This is a genomic window from Oryzisolibacter propanilivorax, assembly GCF_900103645.1.
GTDB classification, from domain to species: Bacteria; Pseudomonadota; Gammaproteobacteria; order Burkholderiales; family Burkholderiaceae_C; genus Melaminivora; species Melaminivora propanilivorax.
In genome coordinates, this window is record NZ_FNHP01000005.1 from 59,546 (window position 1) to 77,004 (window position 17,459).

Sequence of the window (17,459 nt, forward strand, 5' to 3'; positions counted from 1 at the left end):
ATGGAAGCCGAACGCATCAACCAAATCGAAGCCACCCTCGAAGACCTCGCCGAGCGCACGCGCGAGTTACGGAGGTATCTTTGACTACGATGCCAAATACGAACGCCTGCGTACGGTAAACGCCTCGCTCGAAGACCCGAACGTCTGGAACGACCCGAAGAAGGCCCAGGATCTGGGCAAGGAAAAGAAGTCGCTCGACGCCGTCGTGCTGACGCTGCAAAAGCTCACCGGCGAGCTGGCCGACAACAGCGAGCTGTTCGAGATGAGCCGCGAGGAAGATGACGAGGCGGGCCTGGCCACCATCGAGGCCGAGACCGCCAAGCTGCAGCCGCTGATCGAGGAACTCGAGTTCCGCCGCATGTTCAGCCGCGAGGCCGACCCGCTGAATTGCTACATCGACATCCAGGCCGGCGCTGGCGGCACCGAGGCGTGTGACTGGGCCGGCATGCTGCTGCGCCAGTACCTGCGCTACGCCGAACGCAAGGGCTTCAAGGCCACGGTGGACGACGAGACCCCCGGCGACATCGCCGGCATCAAGGGCGCGACCATTCACATCGAGGGCGAGTACGCCTACGGCCTGCTGCGCACCGAGACCGGCGTGCACCGCCTGGTGCGCAAGTCGCCGTTCGACTCGTCCGGCGGGCGCCACACCTCGTTCGCCTCGCTGTTTGTGTATCCGGAGATCGACGACTCGATCCAGATCGACATCAACCCGGCCGACGTGCGCACCGACACCTACCGCGCTTCCGGCGCCGGCGGCCAGCACATCAACAAGACCGACTCGGCGGTGCGCCTGACGCACATCCCCACCGGCATCGTCGTGACCTGCCAGGATGGCCGCAGCCAGCACAGCAACCGCGACGTCGCCTGGCAGCGCCTGCGCTCCAAGATGTATGAGCTGGAGATGCAAAAGCGCATGGAAGAGCAGCAAAAGCTCGAAGACACCAAGACCGACGTCGGCTGGGGCCACCAGATCCGCAGCTATGTGCTGGACAACAGCCGCATCAAGGACCTGCGCACCAACGTCGAGATCTCCGCCACGCAGAAGGTGCTGGACGGCGACCTCGACCCGTTCATCGAAGCCTCCCTCAAGCAGGGCCTGTAACCCCGTCATGCCGCGCCAGCGCCCACTGGGCCTGGCGCGGCATGGTTGAAAGCTATTGCCATGATGATGAGAGAAGGACAGGCCGCCGCCACGGCCATCCAGCGCCTGGACTACACCGCGCCCGCGTACTGGATCGACACCGTCGATCTGACGTTCGACCTGGACCCGGCCAAGACCCGCGTGCTGAACAAGATGCGCCTGCGCCGCAACCCCGATGTGCCCGCGCAGCCGCTGCGCCTGCACGGCGAGGAGCTGAACCTGGCGCGTGTGCTGGTCAATGGCGCCGGTACCTCGTTCAAGCTGGAGGGCAGCGTCCTGGTGCTGGAGAACCTGCCCGAAGGCGCCGAGCCGTTCGACCTGGAAATCTTCACCACCTGCCAGCCGGCCAAGAACACCCAGCTGTCGGGCCTGTACGTGAGCGAGGGCACCTTCTTCACGCAGTGCGAGGCCGAGGGTTTCCGGCGCATCACCTATTTCCTGGACCGCCCGGATGTCATGGCCACCTACAGCGTGCTGCTGCGCGCGGACAAGGCGGCGTACCCGGTGCTGCTGTCCAACGGCAACCTGGTCGAGCACGGCGACCTGCAGGACGGCCGCCACTTCGCCCGCTGGGCGGACCCGCACAAGAAGCCCAGCTACCTGTTCGCGCTGGTGGCGGGCAAGCTGGTCGCGCGCCAGCAGAAGATCACCAGCCGCTCGGGCAACGAGCACCTGCTCGAGATCTACGTGCGCGCCGGCGATCTAGGCAAGACCGAGCACGCGATGAACTCGCTCATGGCGTCCATCGCCTGGGACGAGGCGCGCTTCAACCTGCCGCTGGACCTGGAGCGCTTCATGATCGTCGCCACCAGCGACTTCAACATGGGCGCGATGGAGAACAAGGGCCTGAACGTCTTCAACACCAAGTACGTGCTGGCCAGCCAGGCGACGGCCACCGACGTGGACTTTGCCAACATCGAATCCGTCGTCGGCCACGAATACTTCCACAACTGGACGGGCAACCGCGTCACCTGCCGCGACTGGTTCCAGCTGTCGCTGAAGGAAGGCCTGACGGTCTTTCGCGATCAGGAATTCTCGATGGACATGGCCGGCAGCCCGTCGGCGCGCGCCGTCAAGCGCATCGAAGACGTGCGCGTGCTGCGCACCGTGCAGTTCCCCGAGGACGCCGGCCCCATGGCGCACCCCGTGCGCCCGGACAGCTACGTCGAGATCAACAACTTCTACACCGTCACCATCTACGAAAAAGGTGCCGAGGTGGTGCGCATGCAGCACAATCTGGTCGGGCGCGAGGGCTTCGCGCGCGGCATGCAGCGGTACTTCGAGCGGCACGACGGTCAGGCGGTGACCTGCGACGACTTCGCCCAGGCGATGGCCGACGCCAACCCGGACAGCGAACTCAGCCAGCGCCTGGACCAGTTCAAGCGCTGGTACTCGCAGGCCGGCACGCCGCGCGTGCGCGCCGAAGGCCATCACGACGCCGCCGCGCAGACCTACACCCTGACGTTGTCGCAAAGCTGCGCGCCCACGCCCGGCCAGCCGGACAAGCTGCCCTTCGTCATTCCGGTGGCGCTGGGACTGGTGGCGCCGGACGGCAGCGCCCTGCCGCTGCAGTTGCAGGGCGAGGCGCATGCCACGGGCACCGAGCGCACCGTGGTGCTGCACGAAGCCAGCCACACCCTCGTCTTCACCGGCGTGGCCCAGCCGCCCGTGCCGTCGCTGCTGCGCGGCTTCAGCGCGCCGGTCATCCTGGACTGCGACTACACCGATGAAGACCTGTTGCTGCTGCTGGCGCACGACAGCGACCCGTTCAACCGCTGGGAGGCAGGCCAGCGGCTGCTGCTGCGCATCGCTATCGAAAACATAGCTAAAGGCCCATATGAATCAAGGGCTGGCGGCAGTTTTGAGCAAGAAATGCTGCCGCCGGCGGTGCTGCAGGCCCTGCAGGGCGTGCTGCGCCATCCGCAGCTGGATGCCGCGTTCAAGGACCTGGTGCTGACACTGCCGTCCGAGACCTACATCGCCGAGCAGTTGCCCGAAGTCGATCCGCAGCGTGTGCACGCCGTGCGCGAGGCGCTGCGCCTGGAACTGGCCACCCGGCTGCGCAGCGACTGGGAGTGGGCGTTCGAGGCGCACCAGGACAGCGGCGCTTATCGGCCCGACCCGGTCAGCGCGGGCCGCCGCGCCCTGGCCGGCACGGCGCTGTCCATGCTGTGCCTGGCGGCGCAGGCCAGCGGCGATGTGATCTGGCCCGGCAAGGCCTACCAGCGCTTCAAGGACGCGGGCAACATGACCGACCGCTTCAATGCGCTCTCGGCGCTGGTCGCAAGCCACCATGCGCTGGCGCAGCCGGCACTAGAGCGCTTCCACGCCCTGTTCCAGGGCGACGCGCTCGTCATCGACAAATGGTTCGCCCTGCAGGCCAGCCGCCCCGACCACGGCGGCGACGTGCTGCCGGCGGTGCGCCAGCTGATGCAGCACCCGGATTTTTCGCTGAAGAACCCGAACCGGGCGCGCAGCGTCATATTCAGCTACTGCAACGGCAATCCGGGCGGCTTTCACCGCGCCGATGGCGCCGGCTACGATTTCTGGGCCGAACAGGTGCTGGTGCTGGATGCCCTCAACCCGCAGGTCGCCGCACGCCTGGCGCGCTCACTGGACCGCTGGCGCAAGCTGGCCGAGCCCTACCGCGCCACCGCGCACGCCGCACTGCAGCGCGTGGCGGCCAAGGGCGATGGGCTGTCGAGCGACGTGCGCGAGGTGATCACGCGCGCGCTGGCCGACTGACCGGCTGCCTGACGGCCAGGGGCGCCGGTGCGCCCCGCATGGCCCTGCCCGTCGGGTGAAACCCGCGCGCGGGCTGTGCACCCGAGATTTTCAAGAAAGGGGGTTTTTCATGACCGAACGCATCAGCTTCACCCGCTATCTGGTCGAGCAGCAGCGCGACCACGGCCGCATCCCGCCGCAGCTGCGCCTGCTGCTGGAGGTCGTCGGCCGCGCCTGCAAGCGTATCGCCCTGGCGGTGAACAAGGGCGACTTGGGCGACGTGATGGGCACGGCCGGCAGCGAGAACGTGCAGGGCGAGGTGCAGAAAAAACTGGACATCATCGCCAACGAGACGCTGATCGAGGCCAACGAGTGGGGTGGCCACCTGGCCGCCATGGCCAGCGAAGAGATGGAGGGCATCTACCTGGTGCCCAACCGCTACCCGCAGGGCGAGTACCTGCTGCTGTTCGACCCCCTGGACGGTTCGTCCAACATCGACGTGAACGTCAGCATCGGCACCATCTTCAGCGTGCTGAAAAAGCCCGAGGGCCACCCTGGCGTGCACGAGAGCGACTTCCTGCAGCCGGGGCACCAGCAGGTGGCAGCCGGCTACTGCATCTACGGCCCGCAGACCACGCTGGTGCTCACCGTCGGCGACGGCGTCGCTATGTTCACGCTGGACCGCGAGCAGGGCTCGTTCGTGCTGACGCGCGAGAACATCCGCATTCCCGAGGACACCAAGGAATTCGCCATCAACATGAGCAACATGCGCCACTGGGACGCCCCGGTGCGCCGCTACATCGACGAGTGCCTGGCGGGCGAGACCGGCCCGCGCGGCAAGAACTTCAACATGCGCTGGATCGCCAGCATGGTCGCCGACGTGCACCGCATCCTGATGCGCGGCGGCATCTTCATGTACCCCTGGGACCAGCGCGAGCCGAACAAGCCCGGCAAGCTGCGCCTGATGTACGAGGCCAACCCCATGGGCTGGCTGGTCGAGCAGGCCGGCGGCGCGGCGACGAATGGCAAGGAACGCATCCTGGACGTGCAGCCGACGCAGCTGCATCAGCGCGTGAGCGTCATCCTGGGCTCGAAGAACGAGGTCGAGCGCGTCACCCGCTACCACCAGGAGCCTTGAGCAACTCGTTGCAGGGCCTGCAGCGCGGTATATAATCGCGGTCTTCGCCGGTGTAGCTCAGTTGGTAGAGCAGCTCATTCGTAATGAGAAGGTCGCGTGTTCGATTCATGTCTCCGGCACCAGGACCATAAAAAACCCCGCTATCCCCAAGGTAGCGGGGTTTTTTGTTTTTCACCCCTGCACGGTTCGCGGGACAGGCCACGCCACGGCACCGTGGCCACGGCCCTGGCCCTGGCCCTGGCCCTGGCCCGCGCCGTCAGTTCACGGCAAAACAGTACAGGAGGCCGGCGCTGCCGCTCATCTTGAGCTGCTCGACGCTGCAGCCGCGCGTGCCATGCGATGAGTTCCACGACGCGTTGGCGACCGGATCGGGGTTGGTGCCCTTGCGGTCATGGTGTCCCACGATGGCAGAGCCGCCTTCGCTCCTGGTCCAGTTGCCACAAGTGGTTTCCTTGCCCGGATCGGGTATCGCCACGGTACCGTCCGGACGCGAACCGGTGAGGATGTCATGGCGATTGACCGGGTCGCCGAAGCCGGAGACTTCCTCGCCCTTCTCGGTCAGCGAGGTGTCCTTGCCGAGCTTGGCATTGGCGCTGTGCAGGTCCTGCACGCTGGTGGCAATCACAACGCCTTTGGCGTTGGCCCAAGGTCCGGTGCCGATGCGGTCGCGCGCATGCACCGCTGGCTGTCCGTTCAAGGCGGCATTGCTCAGGTAGGCATGCCAGGTGCGGTTGCCGGCGCCGACGCCCGTGGCCAGCGCCTGGCAGACGCGGTCGGCCCCGGCCAAGCCGCCGAGGTCACCGCCCTTGCCCGGATTGGCGCTGGTGATGAAAAAGCCCATGGGGGTGCCGCCGGGGCCAGGGGATCCGGGGGCACTGCAACCGCCGATCAGGGCGACGGCTGCAAGGGTAGCGCTGGCAACGCGGCGACGGGTCATGGCGAGATCCTAGGCGTGGAAGAAGATGCGCAGGCTAGCGCAACGCCGTGCCGGCAGCAATGCACGCCTGGAACTTTTTTTCCAGCGCCCCGGCAGCACGGCATGCGGCCATGTGGTGCGGGTGCAGGGACTGTCCGGAAGGACGCAATGCCTTGCGCCAAGCGCGCCCCAAGAGCCTCAGGAGGTTCAGGCTGCGGCCGCTGCGCTGGCGTGCAGGCAGATCGCCGCCGCCGCCGCCACGTTCAGCGACTCCTCGCCTCCCGGCTGCATGATGCGGATGCGCTGGCTGGCCGCCTGCTCCAGCGCCGGCGACACGCCTTGCCCTTCGTGCCCCAGAACCCAGGCGCAGGGCCAAGGCAGCGTGGCGCGGTGCAGCCAGTCGCCTTGGTGCGAGCTGGTCACCAGCAGCGGCAGGCGCAGGCTTTCGATGAGAGCTGCTGCGTCCAGCCCTTCGACCACGCGCAGCGCGAAGTGCGCGCCCATGCCGGCGCGCAGCACCTTGGGTGACCACAGCGCCGCCGTGCCGCGCACGGCCGCGATCTGGGTGAAGCCGAAAGCGGCGGCGCTGCGCACGATGGAGCCGACGTTGCCGGCGTCCTGCAGCCGGTCCAGCACCACGGTTGGCGCGTCGGGCACGAGGCTCTGCCCGTGCGCCAGTTCCAGCACGAAACCCAGGTGCGCCGGGGACTCCAGCGCGGTGATGGCAGCCCACAGCGCATCCGCCAGCACTACGTTTTTGGTAGCTGCCTGCCTATATTCCGCTGGGGCTTGAGGCCAGAAAGACTCCGAAAACACCGCCAGCGCCGGCCGCTGTCCGCGCGCCAGCGCAGCGCTGCACAGGTGCTCGCCCTCGACCCAGACGCGGCCGGCCTTACGGTAACCCGTGCTGTCGTGCGCCAGACGGCGCAGCTCCTTGACCAGCGCATTGCTGGCGGACTCGATGAAGGTCGGGGCAGGAATGGATGGAGCAGGCATCAGGCGAACAGCGGGGTCTGGGACAGGGTGCGCGCCACCGGCGCGAACGAGCGCCGGTGCTGCGGGCAGGCGCCGTGCTGCGCCAGCGCCGCCAGGTGCTCGGCCGTGCCATAGCCCTTGTGCCCGGCAAAACCGTATTGCGGATATTGCGCGTGCAGCTCCTGGCACCAGCGGTCGCGCGTCACCTTGGCCAGGATGGACGCGGCGGAGATCGCCGCCACGCGCGCGTCGCCGCGCACGATGGCCTCGGCCGGCACGTCCAGCTGCGGCAGGCGGTTGCCGTCGACTTGCACGCGCACGGGTTTCAAGCGCAGGCCGAGCACGGCGCGGCGCATGGCCAGCAGCGTCGCCTGCAGGATATTCAGCCGGTCGATTTCCTCGACGCTGGCCTGGGCGATGCTGACGCAAAGCGCGTGCGCGCGGATCTCGTCGTACAGCCGCTCGCGGCGCGCGGCGGTCAGCGCCTTGCTGTCGGCCAGGCCCGCAATGGGGTGCGCGTCGTCGAGGATCACGGCCGCCGCCACCACCGGGCCGGCCAGCGGGCCGCGGCCGGCCTCGTCCACGCCGGCCAGCAGGCCGGGCGGGTACCAGTCGAGCGAGGCTTGGCGCTCAGGCGGCCAGCAGTTGGCGGACGGCATCGGCGGCTAGGCGCGGCGTGTCGCGGCGCAGGTCGTGGTGCAGCGCAGTGAAGCGCTGCTCCAGCGCGGCGATGCGCTGGGGGTCGTGTTGGCATGCCTCGAGCCAGCTGCCCACGGCGGCGGCCAGCGCCTGCGGCGTGGCGTCGTCCTGCAGCAGCTCCGGCACGACGAAATCGCGGCACAGGATGTTGGGCAAGCCGACCCACGGTTGCAGCTGTTTGCGGCGCATCAGGCGCCAGCTCCAGGGGTGCATGTGATAGCCGATGACCATCGGGCGCTTGAACAGCGCGGCCTCCAGCGTGGCGGTGCCGCTGGCGATCAGCGTCGCGTCGCAGGCGGCCAGGGCCAGATGCGACTGGCCGTCGAGGATGGTGACGGCCCGCTCCACGCCGCACTCGCGCACCAGTTGCTGCAGGCGCACGCGCAGCGCCGGCACCGCTGGCACTATCACTCTGATAGCTGGACGCGCTTGCCGGATGAGGGCCACGGCCTGAAAGAAGGGCCGCGCGATGTAGGCCACCTCGGCGGAGCGGCTGCCGGGCAGGACGGCCAGCACCTCGCCGTCGGCGGGCAGGCCCAGCGCCTGGCGGGCGGCGGCCCGGTCGGGCTGCAGTGGGATGACGTTGGCCAGCGGATGGCCGACGAAGGTGGCGGCAATGCCGTGGCGCGCGAGCAGCTCGGGCTCGAACGGGAACAGGCACAGCACGTGGTCGCACGCGGCGCGAATCTTGTCCACGCGCTCGGGCCGCCAGGCCCAGATCGACGGACAGACGAAATGCACGGTCTTGATGCCGGCGGCGCGCAGGTCGGTCTCCAGGCCCAGGTTGAAATCCGGCGCGTCGACGCCGATGAACACGTCGGGCCGGTCCGCGCCCAGCAGCCGCGCGCGCAACGCCTTGCGGATGCGCAGGATGCCCAGCAGTTTTTGCACCAGCTCCAGGCTGTAGCCGTGCACCGCCAAACGTTCGGACGGCCACCAAGCGTCGAAACCGCGCTCCTGCATGCGCGCGCCGCCGATGCCCATGCTGGCCACCTGCGGCCACTGCGCGCGCAGGCCGTCCAGCAGCAAGCCGGCCAGCAGGTCGCCGGACGTCTCTCCGGCCACCAGAGCGATGCGCGGTGGAGGGGTCTGCTGCTGCATGGCGCGGCGCGGGACAGGGTCAGCGGACGATACCGCGCCGCGAGGCGGCGACGAAATCGCGCAACTGGTGCACGTCGCTGCCGGCTTGGCCACCCGCTTCGTCGGCCTGTCGTGTCAGCGCGTCCAGCGCCCCGTCCAGCGTCAGGCCCTGGCGGTACAGCGCACGGTAGGCTTTCTTCAGCGCGCCCACGCGCTCGGCGTCGAAGCCACGCCGGCGCAGGCCTTCGGTATTCAGGCCGCGCACCGCCAGCGGATTGCCATCGACCATCATGAACGGGGGCACGTCCTGCGAGACGTGGCTGGCGAAGCCCGCCATGGCGTGCGCGCCGACGCGGCAGAACTGGTGAATGCCAGTCAGCCCGCCGATGATGGCGTGGTCGCCCACGTGCACATGGCCGGCCAGCGTGGCGTTGTTGGCCAGGATCGTCTGGTGGCCCACCACGCAGTCGTGCGCGATGTGCACGTAGGCCATGATCCAGTTGTCGTCGCCGACGGTGGTCTCGCCCCGGTCCTGCACCGTGCCGGTGTTGAAGGTGCAGAACTCGCGGATGGTGTTGCGATGGCCGATCACCAGCCGCGTCGGCTCGCCGGCGTACTTCTTGTCCTGTGGCGCCGCGCCCAGCGAGGCGAACTGAAAGATGCGGTTGTCCTCGCCGATATGCGTCTCGCCCTCGATCACGCAGTGTGCGCCAACGCTGGTGCCGGCGCCAATGCGCACGCCGGGGCCGATGACGGCGTACGGACCGACGCTGACCGAGCCGTGCAGCTGCGCGGCGGGGTCGATGACGGCGGTGGGGTGGATGCGGTTGCTGCTGCTCACGCGGCGCGTTGCCTGTGCGGAAAAGAAAAGGACGGGCTGGGTCAGGCCACGGTGCGCATGGTGCACATGATCTCGGCCTCGCAGGCCATGCTGTCGCCCACGCGCGCGCAGCCCTTGAACTTGTAGATGCCGCCCTTGATGCGGTCCAGCTCCACCTCCAGGGTGAGCTGGTCGCCCGGCTCCACCGGGCGCTTGAAGCGCGCGCCATCGATGCCGACGAAGTAGAACACCTTGTCGTCGCCAGGTGCCTCGCCCATCATGTCGAACGACAGAAGGCCAGCGGCCTGGGCCAGGGCTTCCAGCATCAGCACGCCGGGCATGACCGGGCGCGCTGGGAAGTGGCCGGTGAAGAACGGCTCGTTGATGGTGACGTTCTTGATCGCCTGAATGCGCTTGCCGCGCTCGAGCTCCACGACACGGTCCACCAGCAGGAACGGATAGCGGTGCGGCAGGAGCTTGAGAATCTGGTGGATGTCCATTGTGGTGGTGCGAGCGGCCTAGCCGCCCTTGTGAGTCTGTTCCAGGGCCTTGATGCGCTCGCGCAGCCGGTGCAGCTGGCGCAGCGTGGCGGCGTTCTTTTCCCAGCGGGCATTGTCATCCATGGGGAAGACGCCGGTGTACTGGCCGGGACGCGAAATCGAGTGCGTGACCACCGTGTTGGTGGAGATGTGCACATTGTCCGCCAACTCCAGGTGCCCGACGATGGACGCGGCCCCGGCAATGGTGCAGTGCGCGCCGATCTTCGTGCTGCCGGCCACGGCCGAGCAGCCAGCCATGGCGGTATGGCGGCCGATATGTACGTTATGGGCGATCTGGATCAGGTTGTCCAGCTTCACGCCGTCTTCGATCACCGTGTCTTCCAACGCGCCGCGGTCGATGCAGGTGTTGGCGCCGATCTCCACATCGTGGCCGATGCGCACCGCGCCCAACTGCTCGATCTTGACCCACTGCCCGCCCTCGTGCGCGAAGCCGAAGCCGTCGGCGCCGATCACCACACCGGGGTGCACGATGCAGCGCTCGCCCAGCCGGCAGCGCTCGCCCACCGTCACGCGCGAGGCGAGCCGTGTGTGCGCGCCAATCACCGCGCCGCGCTCGACCACGCACAGCGGGCCGATGCTGGCCGTGGGGTGTACCTGGGCTTCTTCGTGCACCACGGCGCTTGGATGGATGCCAACCGTCGCGCCCAGGCCCTGCAGCCGCTTCCACAACTGCGTCACGCGCGCAAAGTACACGTAGGGGTCGGGCGCCACGATGCACGCGCCGCGTGCCAACGCCGCGTCGCGCAAGGCCGGACCCACAATGACACAGGCCGCCTGCGAGGCGGCCAGCTGTGACTGGTAGCGCGGGTTGCTCAGGAACGACAGCGCATCGCCGCCTGCTGTCTCCAGCGGCGCCAGCCGCCGGATCTCCGTTCCGGGGCTGCCACCTTGCAGTTCACCGCCCAGCGCCTCGACGATCTGGCCGAGCCGCACGGCGCTCACGCGCTGGCCGTCCTAGCGGCCACACTGGCGAGCTTATTTGCCATTGCCGGCCGAGTTCATGGCCTTGATGACCTTTTCCGTGATGTCGTGCTTGGGGTTGATGTAGACGGCTTCCTGCAGGATGACGTCGTACTTCTCGGCCTCGGCGACCTGCTTGACCACGCGGTTGGCACGCTCGAGCACTTGGCTCAGCTCCTCGTTCTTGCGTGCGGTCAGGTCTTCCTGAAACTCGCGGCGCTTGCGCTGGAAGTCCCGGTCTTGGTCGACCAGCTGGCGCTGGCGCGTCACGCGCTGGCTCTCGGCCATGGTCGGCGCCTCGCGCTCGAACTTCTCGGTGGCGGATTTCAAGGCGTTGCCCTGGTCCACCAGCTCTTTTTCGCGGCGCGAGAATTCCTGCTCCAGCTTGGTCTGTGCCGCCTTGGCGGAATTGGCCTCGCGGAAGATACGGTCGGTGTTCACGAAGCCGGCCTTGAACTCCTGCGCCTGCGCGGGAACGGTGAACGCCATGGAGCCCAGCAGGACGGCCAAGGGAAAGTGACGGGCAAACGATTTCATTAGAAGGACGTTCCGATCTGGAATTGCAGTTTCTGGATTCTATCGCCGGCGAACTTGCGCACTGGCTGGGCGTAGGCAATGCGCAGCGGGCCCAGCGGCGAGATCCAGCTCAGGCCCAGGCCGGCGGACACGCGAAGGTCGCTCAGCTCCCAGCTCTCGTTCTCGCCATAGACATTGCCGGCGTCGACGAAGGTGAACCAGCGCAGCGTGCGGTCGTTGCCGGCGCCGGGGAACGGCGCCACCAGCTCGGCGTTCAGCGTGATCTTCTTCGGGCCGCCCAGCGATGCGCCGGTCACGTCGCGCGGGCCCAGGGTGCCCTGGTCGAAGCCGCGCACCGAGCCCAGGCCGCCCGAGTAGAAGTTCTTGAACACCGGGAACGGCCGACCGTTCATACCCTTGCCCAGGCCCAGCTCACCGTTGAAGGCCAGGGTGAACTGCTTGCTCAAAGGCACGTACTGCTGGTACTGGTAGTTGGCGCGCACATAGCGCGCGTCGCCCGCCACCGACCATTCCGAATTCAAGCGCTGGTAGCGACCCGAATTGGGCGCCAGGGCGCTGTCGCGGTCGTCGCGCGACCAGCCGATGGTCAACGGCACGGCGACGCTGGTAGCACCGAACTTCTCGGCGTACGACAGGTAGGCAGCCGGAATGTTCGTGCCGGCCTTGATCTTGGTCTGCTCGGCGCCGCCGCCGAAGAACACCGTGTCGGTCTCGCTGAACGGCACGCCGAAACGCACGCTGGCGCCGGCGGTGACGAGCTCGTAGTTGCCGCCCTGGTCCTCATAGGGCTTGGCGGTGCGGTAGTACAAATCCAGTGTGCGCGACACGCCGTCCTGGGTGAAGTACGGGTCGGTGGTGGAGAACACCAGCGTGCGGCGGTACTTGCTGGTATTCACGTCGATACCCAGGTAGTTACCCGAGCCGAAGACGTTTTCCTGCTTGATGGCGAAAGACAGCGAGATCTTCTCGGCGCTGGAGAAACCCGCGCCCAGCTGCAGCGAGCCGGTGGGCTTTTCCTGCACGTTCACCACCAGGTCCACCTGGTCGGGCGCGCCCGGCACTTCCTGGGTCTCGACGTTCACCTCGGTGAAGTAACCCAGGCGGTCCACGCGGTCGCGCGACAGCTTGATCTTGTCGCCGTCGTACCAGGAGGACTCGAACTGGCGGAACTCGCGGCGGATGACTTCGTCGCGCGTGCGGTTGTTGCCCGAGACATTGATGCGGCGCACATAGGCGCGGCGCGATGGCTCGGCGCGCAGCACCAGGGCCACGCGGTTGTGCTCGCGGTCGATCTCCGGCACCGCCTCGACGCGCGCAAAGGCGAAGCCGAAGTTGCCGAAGTGGTCGCTGAAGGCCTTGGTGGTCGCGGCCACCTGGTCGGCGTTGTAGGGCTCGCCCGGGCGGATGGTGATCAGCGACTTGAACTCGTCGTCGCGGTCCAGGTAGTTGCCCTCCAGCTTGACGCCCGAGACCACATAGCTGGGTCCTTCGGTCACGTTGACGGTGATGGAGATATCCTGCTTGTCGGGCGAGATGGCGACCTGCGTGGAGTCGATGCGGAACTCCAGGTAGCCGCGTGCCAGGTAGTACGAGCGCAGCGTCTCCAGGTCGGCGTTGAGCTTGGCACGCGAATAGCGGTTGCTCTTGGTGTACCAGCTGAGCCAGCCGCCCGTGTCCTGGTCGAACAGGCCCTTGAGGGTCGATTCGCTGAAGGCCTGGTTGCCGACGATGCGGATGTCCTTGATCTTGGCCGGTTCGCCTTCGGTCACGGTGAAGGTGAGGTTCACGCGGTTGCGCTCGATCGGCGTCACCGTCGTCACCACCTCGGCGCCATACAGGCTGCGGTTGATGTACTGGCGCTTGAGCTCCTGCTCGGCGCGGTCGGCCAGCGCCTTGTCGAAGGGCCGACCTTCGGTCAGGCCGACATCACGCATGGCTTTTTTGAGCGTGTCCTTGTCGAATTCCTTGGTGCCCGCGAACTCCACGTCGGCAATCGTCGGGCGCTCCTCGACCACCACCACCAACACATTGCCGGCTGCCTCCAGGCGCACGTCCTTAAAGAGGCCCAGCGCGAACAGCGCGCGGATGGCCGCGGCGCCCTTGTCGTCATCGTACTCATCACCCACGCGCAGCGGCAGCGACGCGAAGATGGTGCCGGGCTCGACGCGCTGCAGGCCCTCCACGCGAATGTCCTGCACCTTGAAGGGCGTGAGCGCCCAGGCGGCATTGGCGGCCAAAGCCAGTGCGGCGGCAGCCGCGGCAGTGCGAACGCCCAGGCGATTGATGGTTTTTCTCATGTGTGGAGTGAAGCTGGCACCGGCTGGCTGCAGCGCAGGTGCGGCAATGAAAGGTCAGCCAAAAAGCCGGGTGATGTCGTTGAACAGGGCGATGGTCATCATCATGAGCAGCAGCGCGACGCCGCCGCGTTGCAGGCGCTCCATCCAGGCTTCGGACACGCCCCGCCCGGTGACCCCCTCCCAAAGATAATACATCAGGTGCCCGCCATCGAGGACCGGCAGCGGCAGCAGGTTCAGCACCCCCAGGCTGACGCTGATCAGCGCCAGAAATGCCAGATATTGCGACAGGCCCATGCTGGCCGAGCGGCCGGCATAGTCGGCAATGGTCAGCGGCCCGCTCAGGTTCTTCAGCGACGCCTCGCCGATCACCATGCGGCCCATCATGCGCAGCGTCAGCACCGAGACTTCCCATGTGCGCTGTGCGCCCAGCACCAGGCCCTCTATCGGTCCGTAGCGCACCTGCAGCATCTCCGGCGCTGCGCCGACGTAGGCGCCGACGCGGCCGACGCTTGCCTCGCCCTCCTGCACCACGTCGGGTGTCACGGTCAGCTCCAGCGTCCGGCCTCCGCGCTCGATGCGCCAGGAGCTCGCCAGTGACTGGCCATCGCGCACCTGGGCGCGGATGGTCTCGCGCAGCTGCACCCCGTCGACAATGTCCACAGTGCCCACGCGCAGCACCAGGTCCCCGGACTGCAGGCCTGCGCGCTCGGCTGCACCTCCGGGCGCCACGCCCCCGATCACCGGACGGGTCCACGGCCCGGCGATACCGATGCGGCGGAACAGCGACGCGTCAGCCTCGCTCACGTCCATGCCGGACAAAGGCAGCACCACTTGCTGCTCGGCCGCGCCCGGGCGGCGCTGCACCGTCAGCTGCAGGTTCTCGCCATCCAGCGCAGCGCGCGTCAGCGCCCAGCGCAGGTCTTCGAACGAACGTACCGGCGTCACCTCCTCGCCTTCACCGCCCTGCGCCAGCACCAACTCCCCGCCGCGCAGGCCTGCCTGCTGGGCGATGGAGCCGGCGACCGGGCTGGCCAGCACGGCACGCGGCTCCTGCACGCCGCTCCAGTTGACCAGCGCGTACAGCAGCACCGCCAGCAGCAGATTGGCCAGCGGTCCGGCGGCGACGATGGCCGCGCGTGCGCGCAGCGGCTGGGTGTTGAAGGCCAGGTGCCGCTCGCCCTCGGCCACCGGCGCCTCGCGCTCGTCCAGCATGCGCACGTACCCGCCCAGCGGCAGTGCGCTGATGGTGAACTCGGTGTCCGAGCCGGGGCGCTTCCAGCGCAGCAGCGGCTTGCCGAAGCCGATGGAAAAGCGCAGCACCTTCACCCCGCACGCCACGGCCACGCGGTAGTGGCCGTATTCATGCACGGCGATCAACAGGCCCAGCGCGACGACGAAGGCAACGACGGTCAGCAGCATGTGCCTGCTCCTTCACCTGATCCGAGCCACCTGCATGGCAGCCCGTTTTTGTATCAAAAAGGCTTTCAGCCCTTATAGGTAAAGGGCTGGCAGCTCACTTATTGGAAGCGGCGCACTGCCTGCTCGGCGGCGGCGCGCGTCTGCGCGTCCAGCGCCAGCAAGGCATCGACGCAATCCGGGTTGGAGGGCAGCACCCCCTCCAAAGTTGCCAGATTCACGGCGTGGATCTGATCGAAGCGGATACGCCCGTCCAGGAAAGCCGCCACGGCGACTTCGTTGGCGGCGTTCAGCACCGCCGTGGTGCCGGGCGCGGCGGCCAGTGCCTGCCACGACAGGTGCAGGCCGGGGAAGCGCCGCGCGTCCGCCTCCTCGAAGGTCAGCGCCGCCAACTGCGTGAAGTCCAGCGGCGCGGCACCGCTTGGCACGCGTTCGGGCCAGGCCAGACCGCAGGCGATCGGCACGCGCATGTCGGGGGTGCCCAGCTGGGCGATGATGGACGCATCCACGAACTGCACCATGGAATGGATGATCTGCTGCGGGTGGATGACCACCTTGATCTGCTCGGGCGCCAGGTCGAACAGCCAGCGCGCCTCGATCACCTCCAGCGCCTTGTTCATCATCGTCGCCGAGTCGATGGAGATCTTGCGACCCATGGAGAAGTTGGGGTGCGCACAGGCTTGGCTCGGCGTCACGTCGCACAGCGTGGCCGGATCGCGCGTGCGGAACGGCCCGCCCGAGGCCGTCAACAGCACGTGCTGCACCCGGCGCGGCCAGGTGGCCGGGTCTTCAGGCAGGCTCTGGAAGATGGCCGAGTGCTCGCTGTCGATGGGCAGCAGCGTGGCACCACCCTCACGCACCGCTCGCATGAAGACTGCGCCGCCGACGACCAGCGCCTCCTTGTTGGCCAGCAGCAGGCGCTTGCCGGCGCGTGCGGCGGCCAGGCAGGGCGCGAGGCCGGCAGCGCCGACGATGGCGCCCATGACGGCGTCCACCTGCTCGTGCGACGCTATGGTTTCAAGAGCATCAGGCCCATGCAAAACCTGGACTTGCAGGCCATTGTCCTTGATTTTCTGCTCCAGTTCGCGGGCGTGCGCGGCGCTGGCCATGACGGCGTAGCGCGGCGCGAAGCGGGCGCATTGCGCCAGCATCAGGGCCACCTGCGTGGCTGCGCTCAGGGCGAAGACCTGGTAGCGGTCCGGGTGGCGCGCGATGACGTCCAGGGTGTTGGTGCCGATGGAGCCCGTGGAGCCGAGCACCGTGATGTGTTGTGTCATGCAGCAGTCTAGGAAGCCAGGCGTGTCAACATCAGCGCCAGCGGCAAGGTGGGTAGCAAAGCGTCGATGCGGTCCAGCACACCGCCGTGTCCGGGCAGCAGCTGGCTGGAATCCTTGGCGCCGGCGCTGCGCTTGACCAGGGATTCGACCAGGTCCCCCACCACGCTCATGGCGGCCATGAACACCACGCCGACCAGCAGCAGCCACCAGCCAGCGCGCGCCAGCACGCTGTAGAAACTCGGCACCTCGGCACCGCGCGTGCCGTCGGTCCAGACCCAGACCAAGGCCAGCAACAGCACGCCCGCCATGCCGCCCCACACGCCCTCCCAGCTCTTGCCCGGGCTGATGGACGGAGCCAGCTTGCGCTTGGTGAAACGCAGGCCGAAGGCGCGGCCGGAAAAATACGCGAAGGTGTCGGCCGCCCAGACCAGCGCCAGTACCGACAGCAGAAAGTTGACGCCGATGGCGCGTGCCTGCGCCACCGCCAGCCATGCCAGCCACAGCGCCGCCACGCCGCCGGCCAGGCGCAGTGCGCGCGGCACGCCGGGCCAGCCGGCCACGCCGGCGCGCAACAGCAGCGCGCCGCCCAGTACCCAGGCCGCGCCGCCGGCGATCCACAGCCCGGTCAGGGGCCGCTCCAGCCAGCCCGCGGCCCAGCTGGCGCCGCACAGCAGCACGCAGACAGCGCCCACGCCTAAGCTGGCGCCGCCGCCCAGGCTGTTCAGCCGCCCCCATTCCCAGGCGGCCGCCGCCATCATGACCAGCGCGAGTGCGGCGAACGGCTGCGGCGCCGGGTACAGCAGTGCCGGCAGCAGAATGGCCAGCAGGACCAAGGCGGTGATAACACGTTGCTTGAGCACCTGAACGCCCCTTTCGCTGGCGGTGAGGGGATTGGAAAAAGAAAGCCTGAGCCGCA

At 67.9% G+C, this 17,459-nt stretch carries 15 protein-coding genes and 1 tRNA gene; 4 read left to right on the forward strand and 12 right to left on the reverse strand.

The features are described 5' to 3' along the window. The 4 genes from prfB to BLQ61_RS09530 all read left to right on the forward strand — a co-directional run bounded on the left by prfB (position 1) and on the right by BLQ61_RS09530 (position 5,128). Positions 1–1,105, forward strand: a protein-coding gene (gene prfB / locus BLQ61_RS09515; protein WP_096348913.1) for a peptide chain release factor 2 whose coding sequence is annotated in 2 segments (ribosomal slippage) — positions 1–81 and positions 83–1,105 — 1,104 coding nt in all. Because the reading frame shifts where the segments join, the coding sequence is not laid out codon by codon here. A 66-nt stretch (positions 1,106–1,171) separates the two neighbouring features. Continuing rightward, positions 1,172–3,889 carry an aminopeptidase N gene (gene pepN / locus BLQ61_RS09520; RefSeq protein ID WP_091569842.1) on the forward strand — a complete coding sequence of 906 codons (2,718 nt, stop codon included), beginning with the start codon at positions 1,172–1,174 and terminating at the stop codon, positions 3,887–3,889. Positions 3,890–3,998: 109 nt separating this feature from the next. Further along, entirely contained in the window at positions 3,999–5,006 is a 1,008-nt protein-coding gene (locus BLQ61_RS09525; RefSeq protein ID WP_091569242.1) for a class 1 fructose-bisphosphatase, read from the forward strand. A gap of 46 nt (positions 5,007–5,052) precedes the next feature. Beyond that, positions 5,053–5,128 (forward strand) — tRNA-Thr (locus BLQ61_RS09530). 134 nt (positions 5,129–5,262) lie between these two features. Here BLQ61_RS09530 and BLQ61_RS09535 read toward each other — a convergent pair. The 12 genes from BLQ61_RS09535 to BLQ61_RS09590 form a co-directional block, all read right to left on the reverse strand. Continuing rightward, positions 5,263–5,943, reverse strand: coding sequence for a hypothetical protein (locus BLQ61_RS09535; protein WP_091569245.1), 681 nt, complete (start codon positions 5,941–5,943; stop codon positions 5,263–5,265). A gap of 186 nt (positions 5,944–6,129) precedes the next feature. Beyond that, entirely contained in the window at positions 6,130–6,918 is a 789-nt protein-coding gene (locus BLQ61_RS09540; protein ID WP_091569247.1) for a TrmH family RNA methyltransferase, read from the reverse strand. Continuing rightward, positions 6,918–7,556: a ribonuclease HII gene (rnhB, locus tag BLQ61_RS09545; RefSeq protein ID WP_091569250.1), complete on the reverse strand. Its 639-nt coding sequence runs from the start codon at positions 7,554–7,556 to the stop codon at positions 6,918–6,920. Before rnhB ends, BLQ61_RS09540 begins: the two co-directional genes overlap by 1 nt. Next, complete coding sequence (gene lpxB, locus BLQ61_RS09550) at positions 7,528–8,697, reverse strand: lipid-A-disaccharide synthase (protein ID WP_091569253.1); 1,170 nt, start codon at positions 8,695–8,697, stop codon at positions 7,528–7,530. Before lpxB ends, rnhB begins: the two co-directional genes overlap by 29 nt. A 19-nt stretch (positions 8,698–8,716) precedes the next feature. Next, positions 8,717–9,517: an acyl-ACP--UDP-N-acetylglucosamine O-acyltransferase gene (gene lpxA, locus BLQ61_RS09555; RefSeq protein WP_091569254.1), complete on the reverse strand. Its 801-nt coding sequence runs from the start codon at positions 9,515–9,517 to the stop codon at positions 8,717–8,719. Positions 9,518–9,558: 41 nt separating this feature from the next. Next, on the reverse strand, positions 9,559–9,996 hold the full coding sequence (gene fabZ, locus BLQ61_RS09560) for a 3-hydroxyacyl-ACP dehydratase FabZ (RefSeq protein WP_091569257.1): 438 nt from the start codon (positions 9,994–9,996) through the stop codon (positions 9,559–9,561). Between the two features lie 18 nt (positions 9,997–10,014). Beyond that, positions 10,015–10,998 carry a UDP-3-O-(3-hydroxymyristoyl)glucosamine N-acyltransferase gene (lpxD, locus tag BLQ61_RS09565; protein ID WP_091569259.1) on the reverse strand — a complete coding sequence of 328 codons (984 nt, stop codon included), beginning with the start codon at positions 10,996–10,998 and terminating at the stop codon, positions 10,015–10,017. A 33-nt stretch (positions 10,999–11,031) separates the two neighbouring features. Continuing rightward, positions 11,032–11,553, reverse strand: coding sequence for an OmpH/Skp family outer membrane protein (locus BLQ61_RS09570; protein ID WP_091569262.1), 522 nt, complete (start codon positions 11,551–11,553; stop codon positions 11,032–11,034). Beyond that, a complete protein-coding gene (gene bamA, locus BLQ61_RS09575; protein ID WP_091569264.1) occupies positions 11,553–13,850 on the reverse strand; it encodes an outer membrane protein assembly factor BamA in 2,298 nt (765 codons plus the stop codon). Before bamA ends, BLQ61_RS09570 begins: the two co-directional genes overlap by 1 nt. Before the next feature lie 54 nt (positions 13,851–13,904). Beyond that, entirely contained in the window at positions 13,905–15,269 is a 1,365-nt protein-coding gene (gene rseP / locus BLQ61_RS09580) for an RIP metalloprotease RseP (protein WP_091569267.1), read from the reverse strand. Between the two features lie 98 nt (positions 15,270–15,367). After that, a complete protein-coding gene (gene ispC / locus BLQ61_RS09585) occupies positions 15,368–16,543 on the reverse strand; it encodes a 1-deoxy-D-xylulose-5-phosphate reductoisomerase (protein WP_091569270.1) in 1,176 nt (391 codons plus the stop codon). Positions 16,544–16,551: 8 nt separating this feature from the next. Continuing rightward, positions 16,552–17,403, reverse strand: a complete 852-nt coding sequence (locus BLQ61_RS09590; RefSeq protein ID WP_091569272.1) for a phosphatidate cytidylyltransferase — start codon at positions 17,401–17,403, stop codon at positions 16,552–16,554. Positions 17,404–17,459: the final 56 nt, after the last annotated feature.

Excerpts from the sequence above, each read along its gene's own strand:
- pepN (WP_091569842.1), top strand. The coding sequence starts at position 1,172 with ATGAGAGAAGGACAGGCCGCCGCCACGGCCATCCAGCGCCTGGACTAC.
- BLQ61_RS09525 (WP_091569242.1), top strand. The coding sequence starts at position 3,999 with ATGACCGAACGCATCAGCTTCACCCGCTATCTGGTCGAGCAGCAGCGC.
- BLQ61_RS09535 (WP_091569245.1), bottom strand. The coding sequence starts at position 5,943 with ATGACCCGTCGCCGCGTTGCCAGCGCTACCCTTGCAGCCGTCGCCCTG.
- BLQ61_RS09540 (WP_091569247.1), bottom strand. The coding sequence starts at position 6,918 with ATGCCTGCTCCATCCATTCCTGCCCCGACCTTCATCGAGTCCGCCAGC.
- rnhB (WP_091569250.1), bottom strand. The coding sequence starts at position 7,556 with ATGCCGTCCGCCAACTGCTGGCCGCCTGAGCGCCAAGCCTCGCTCGAC.
- lpxB (WP_091569253.1), bottom strand. The coding sequence starts at position 8,697 with ATGCAGCAGCAGACCCCTCCACCGCGCATCGCTCTGGTGGCCGGAGAG.
- fabZ (WP_091569257.1), bottom strand. The coding sequence starts at position 9,996 with ATGGACATCCACCAGATTCTCAAGCTCCTGCCGCACCGCTATCCGTTC.
- BLQ61_RS09570 (WP_091569262.1), bottom strand. The coding sequence starts at position 11,553 with ATGAAATCGTTTGCCCGTCACTTTCCCTTGGCCGTCCTGCTGGGCTCC.
- bamA (WP_091569264.1), bottom strand. The coding sequence starts at position 13,850 with ATGAGAAAAACCATCAATCGCCTGGGCGTTCGCACTGCCGCGGCTGCC.
- rseP (WP_091569267.1), bottom strand. The coding sequence starts at position 15,269 with ATGCTGCTGACCGTCGTTGCCTTCGTCGTCGCGCTGGGCCTGTTGATC.
- ispC (WP_091569270.1), bottom strand. The coding sequence starts at position 16,543 with ATGACACAACACATCACGGTGCTCGGCTCCACGGGCTCCATCGGCACC.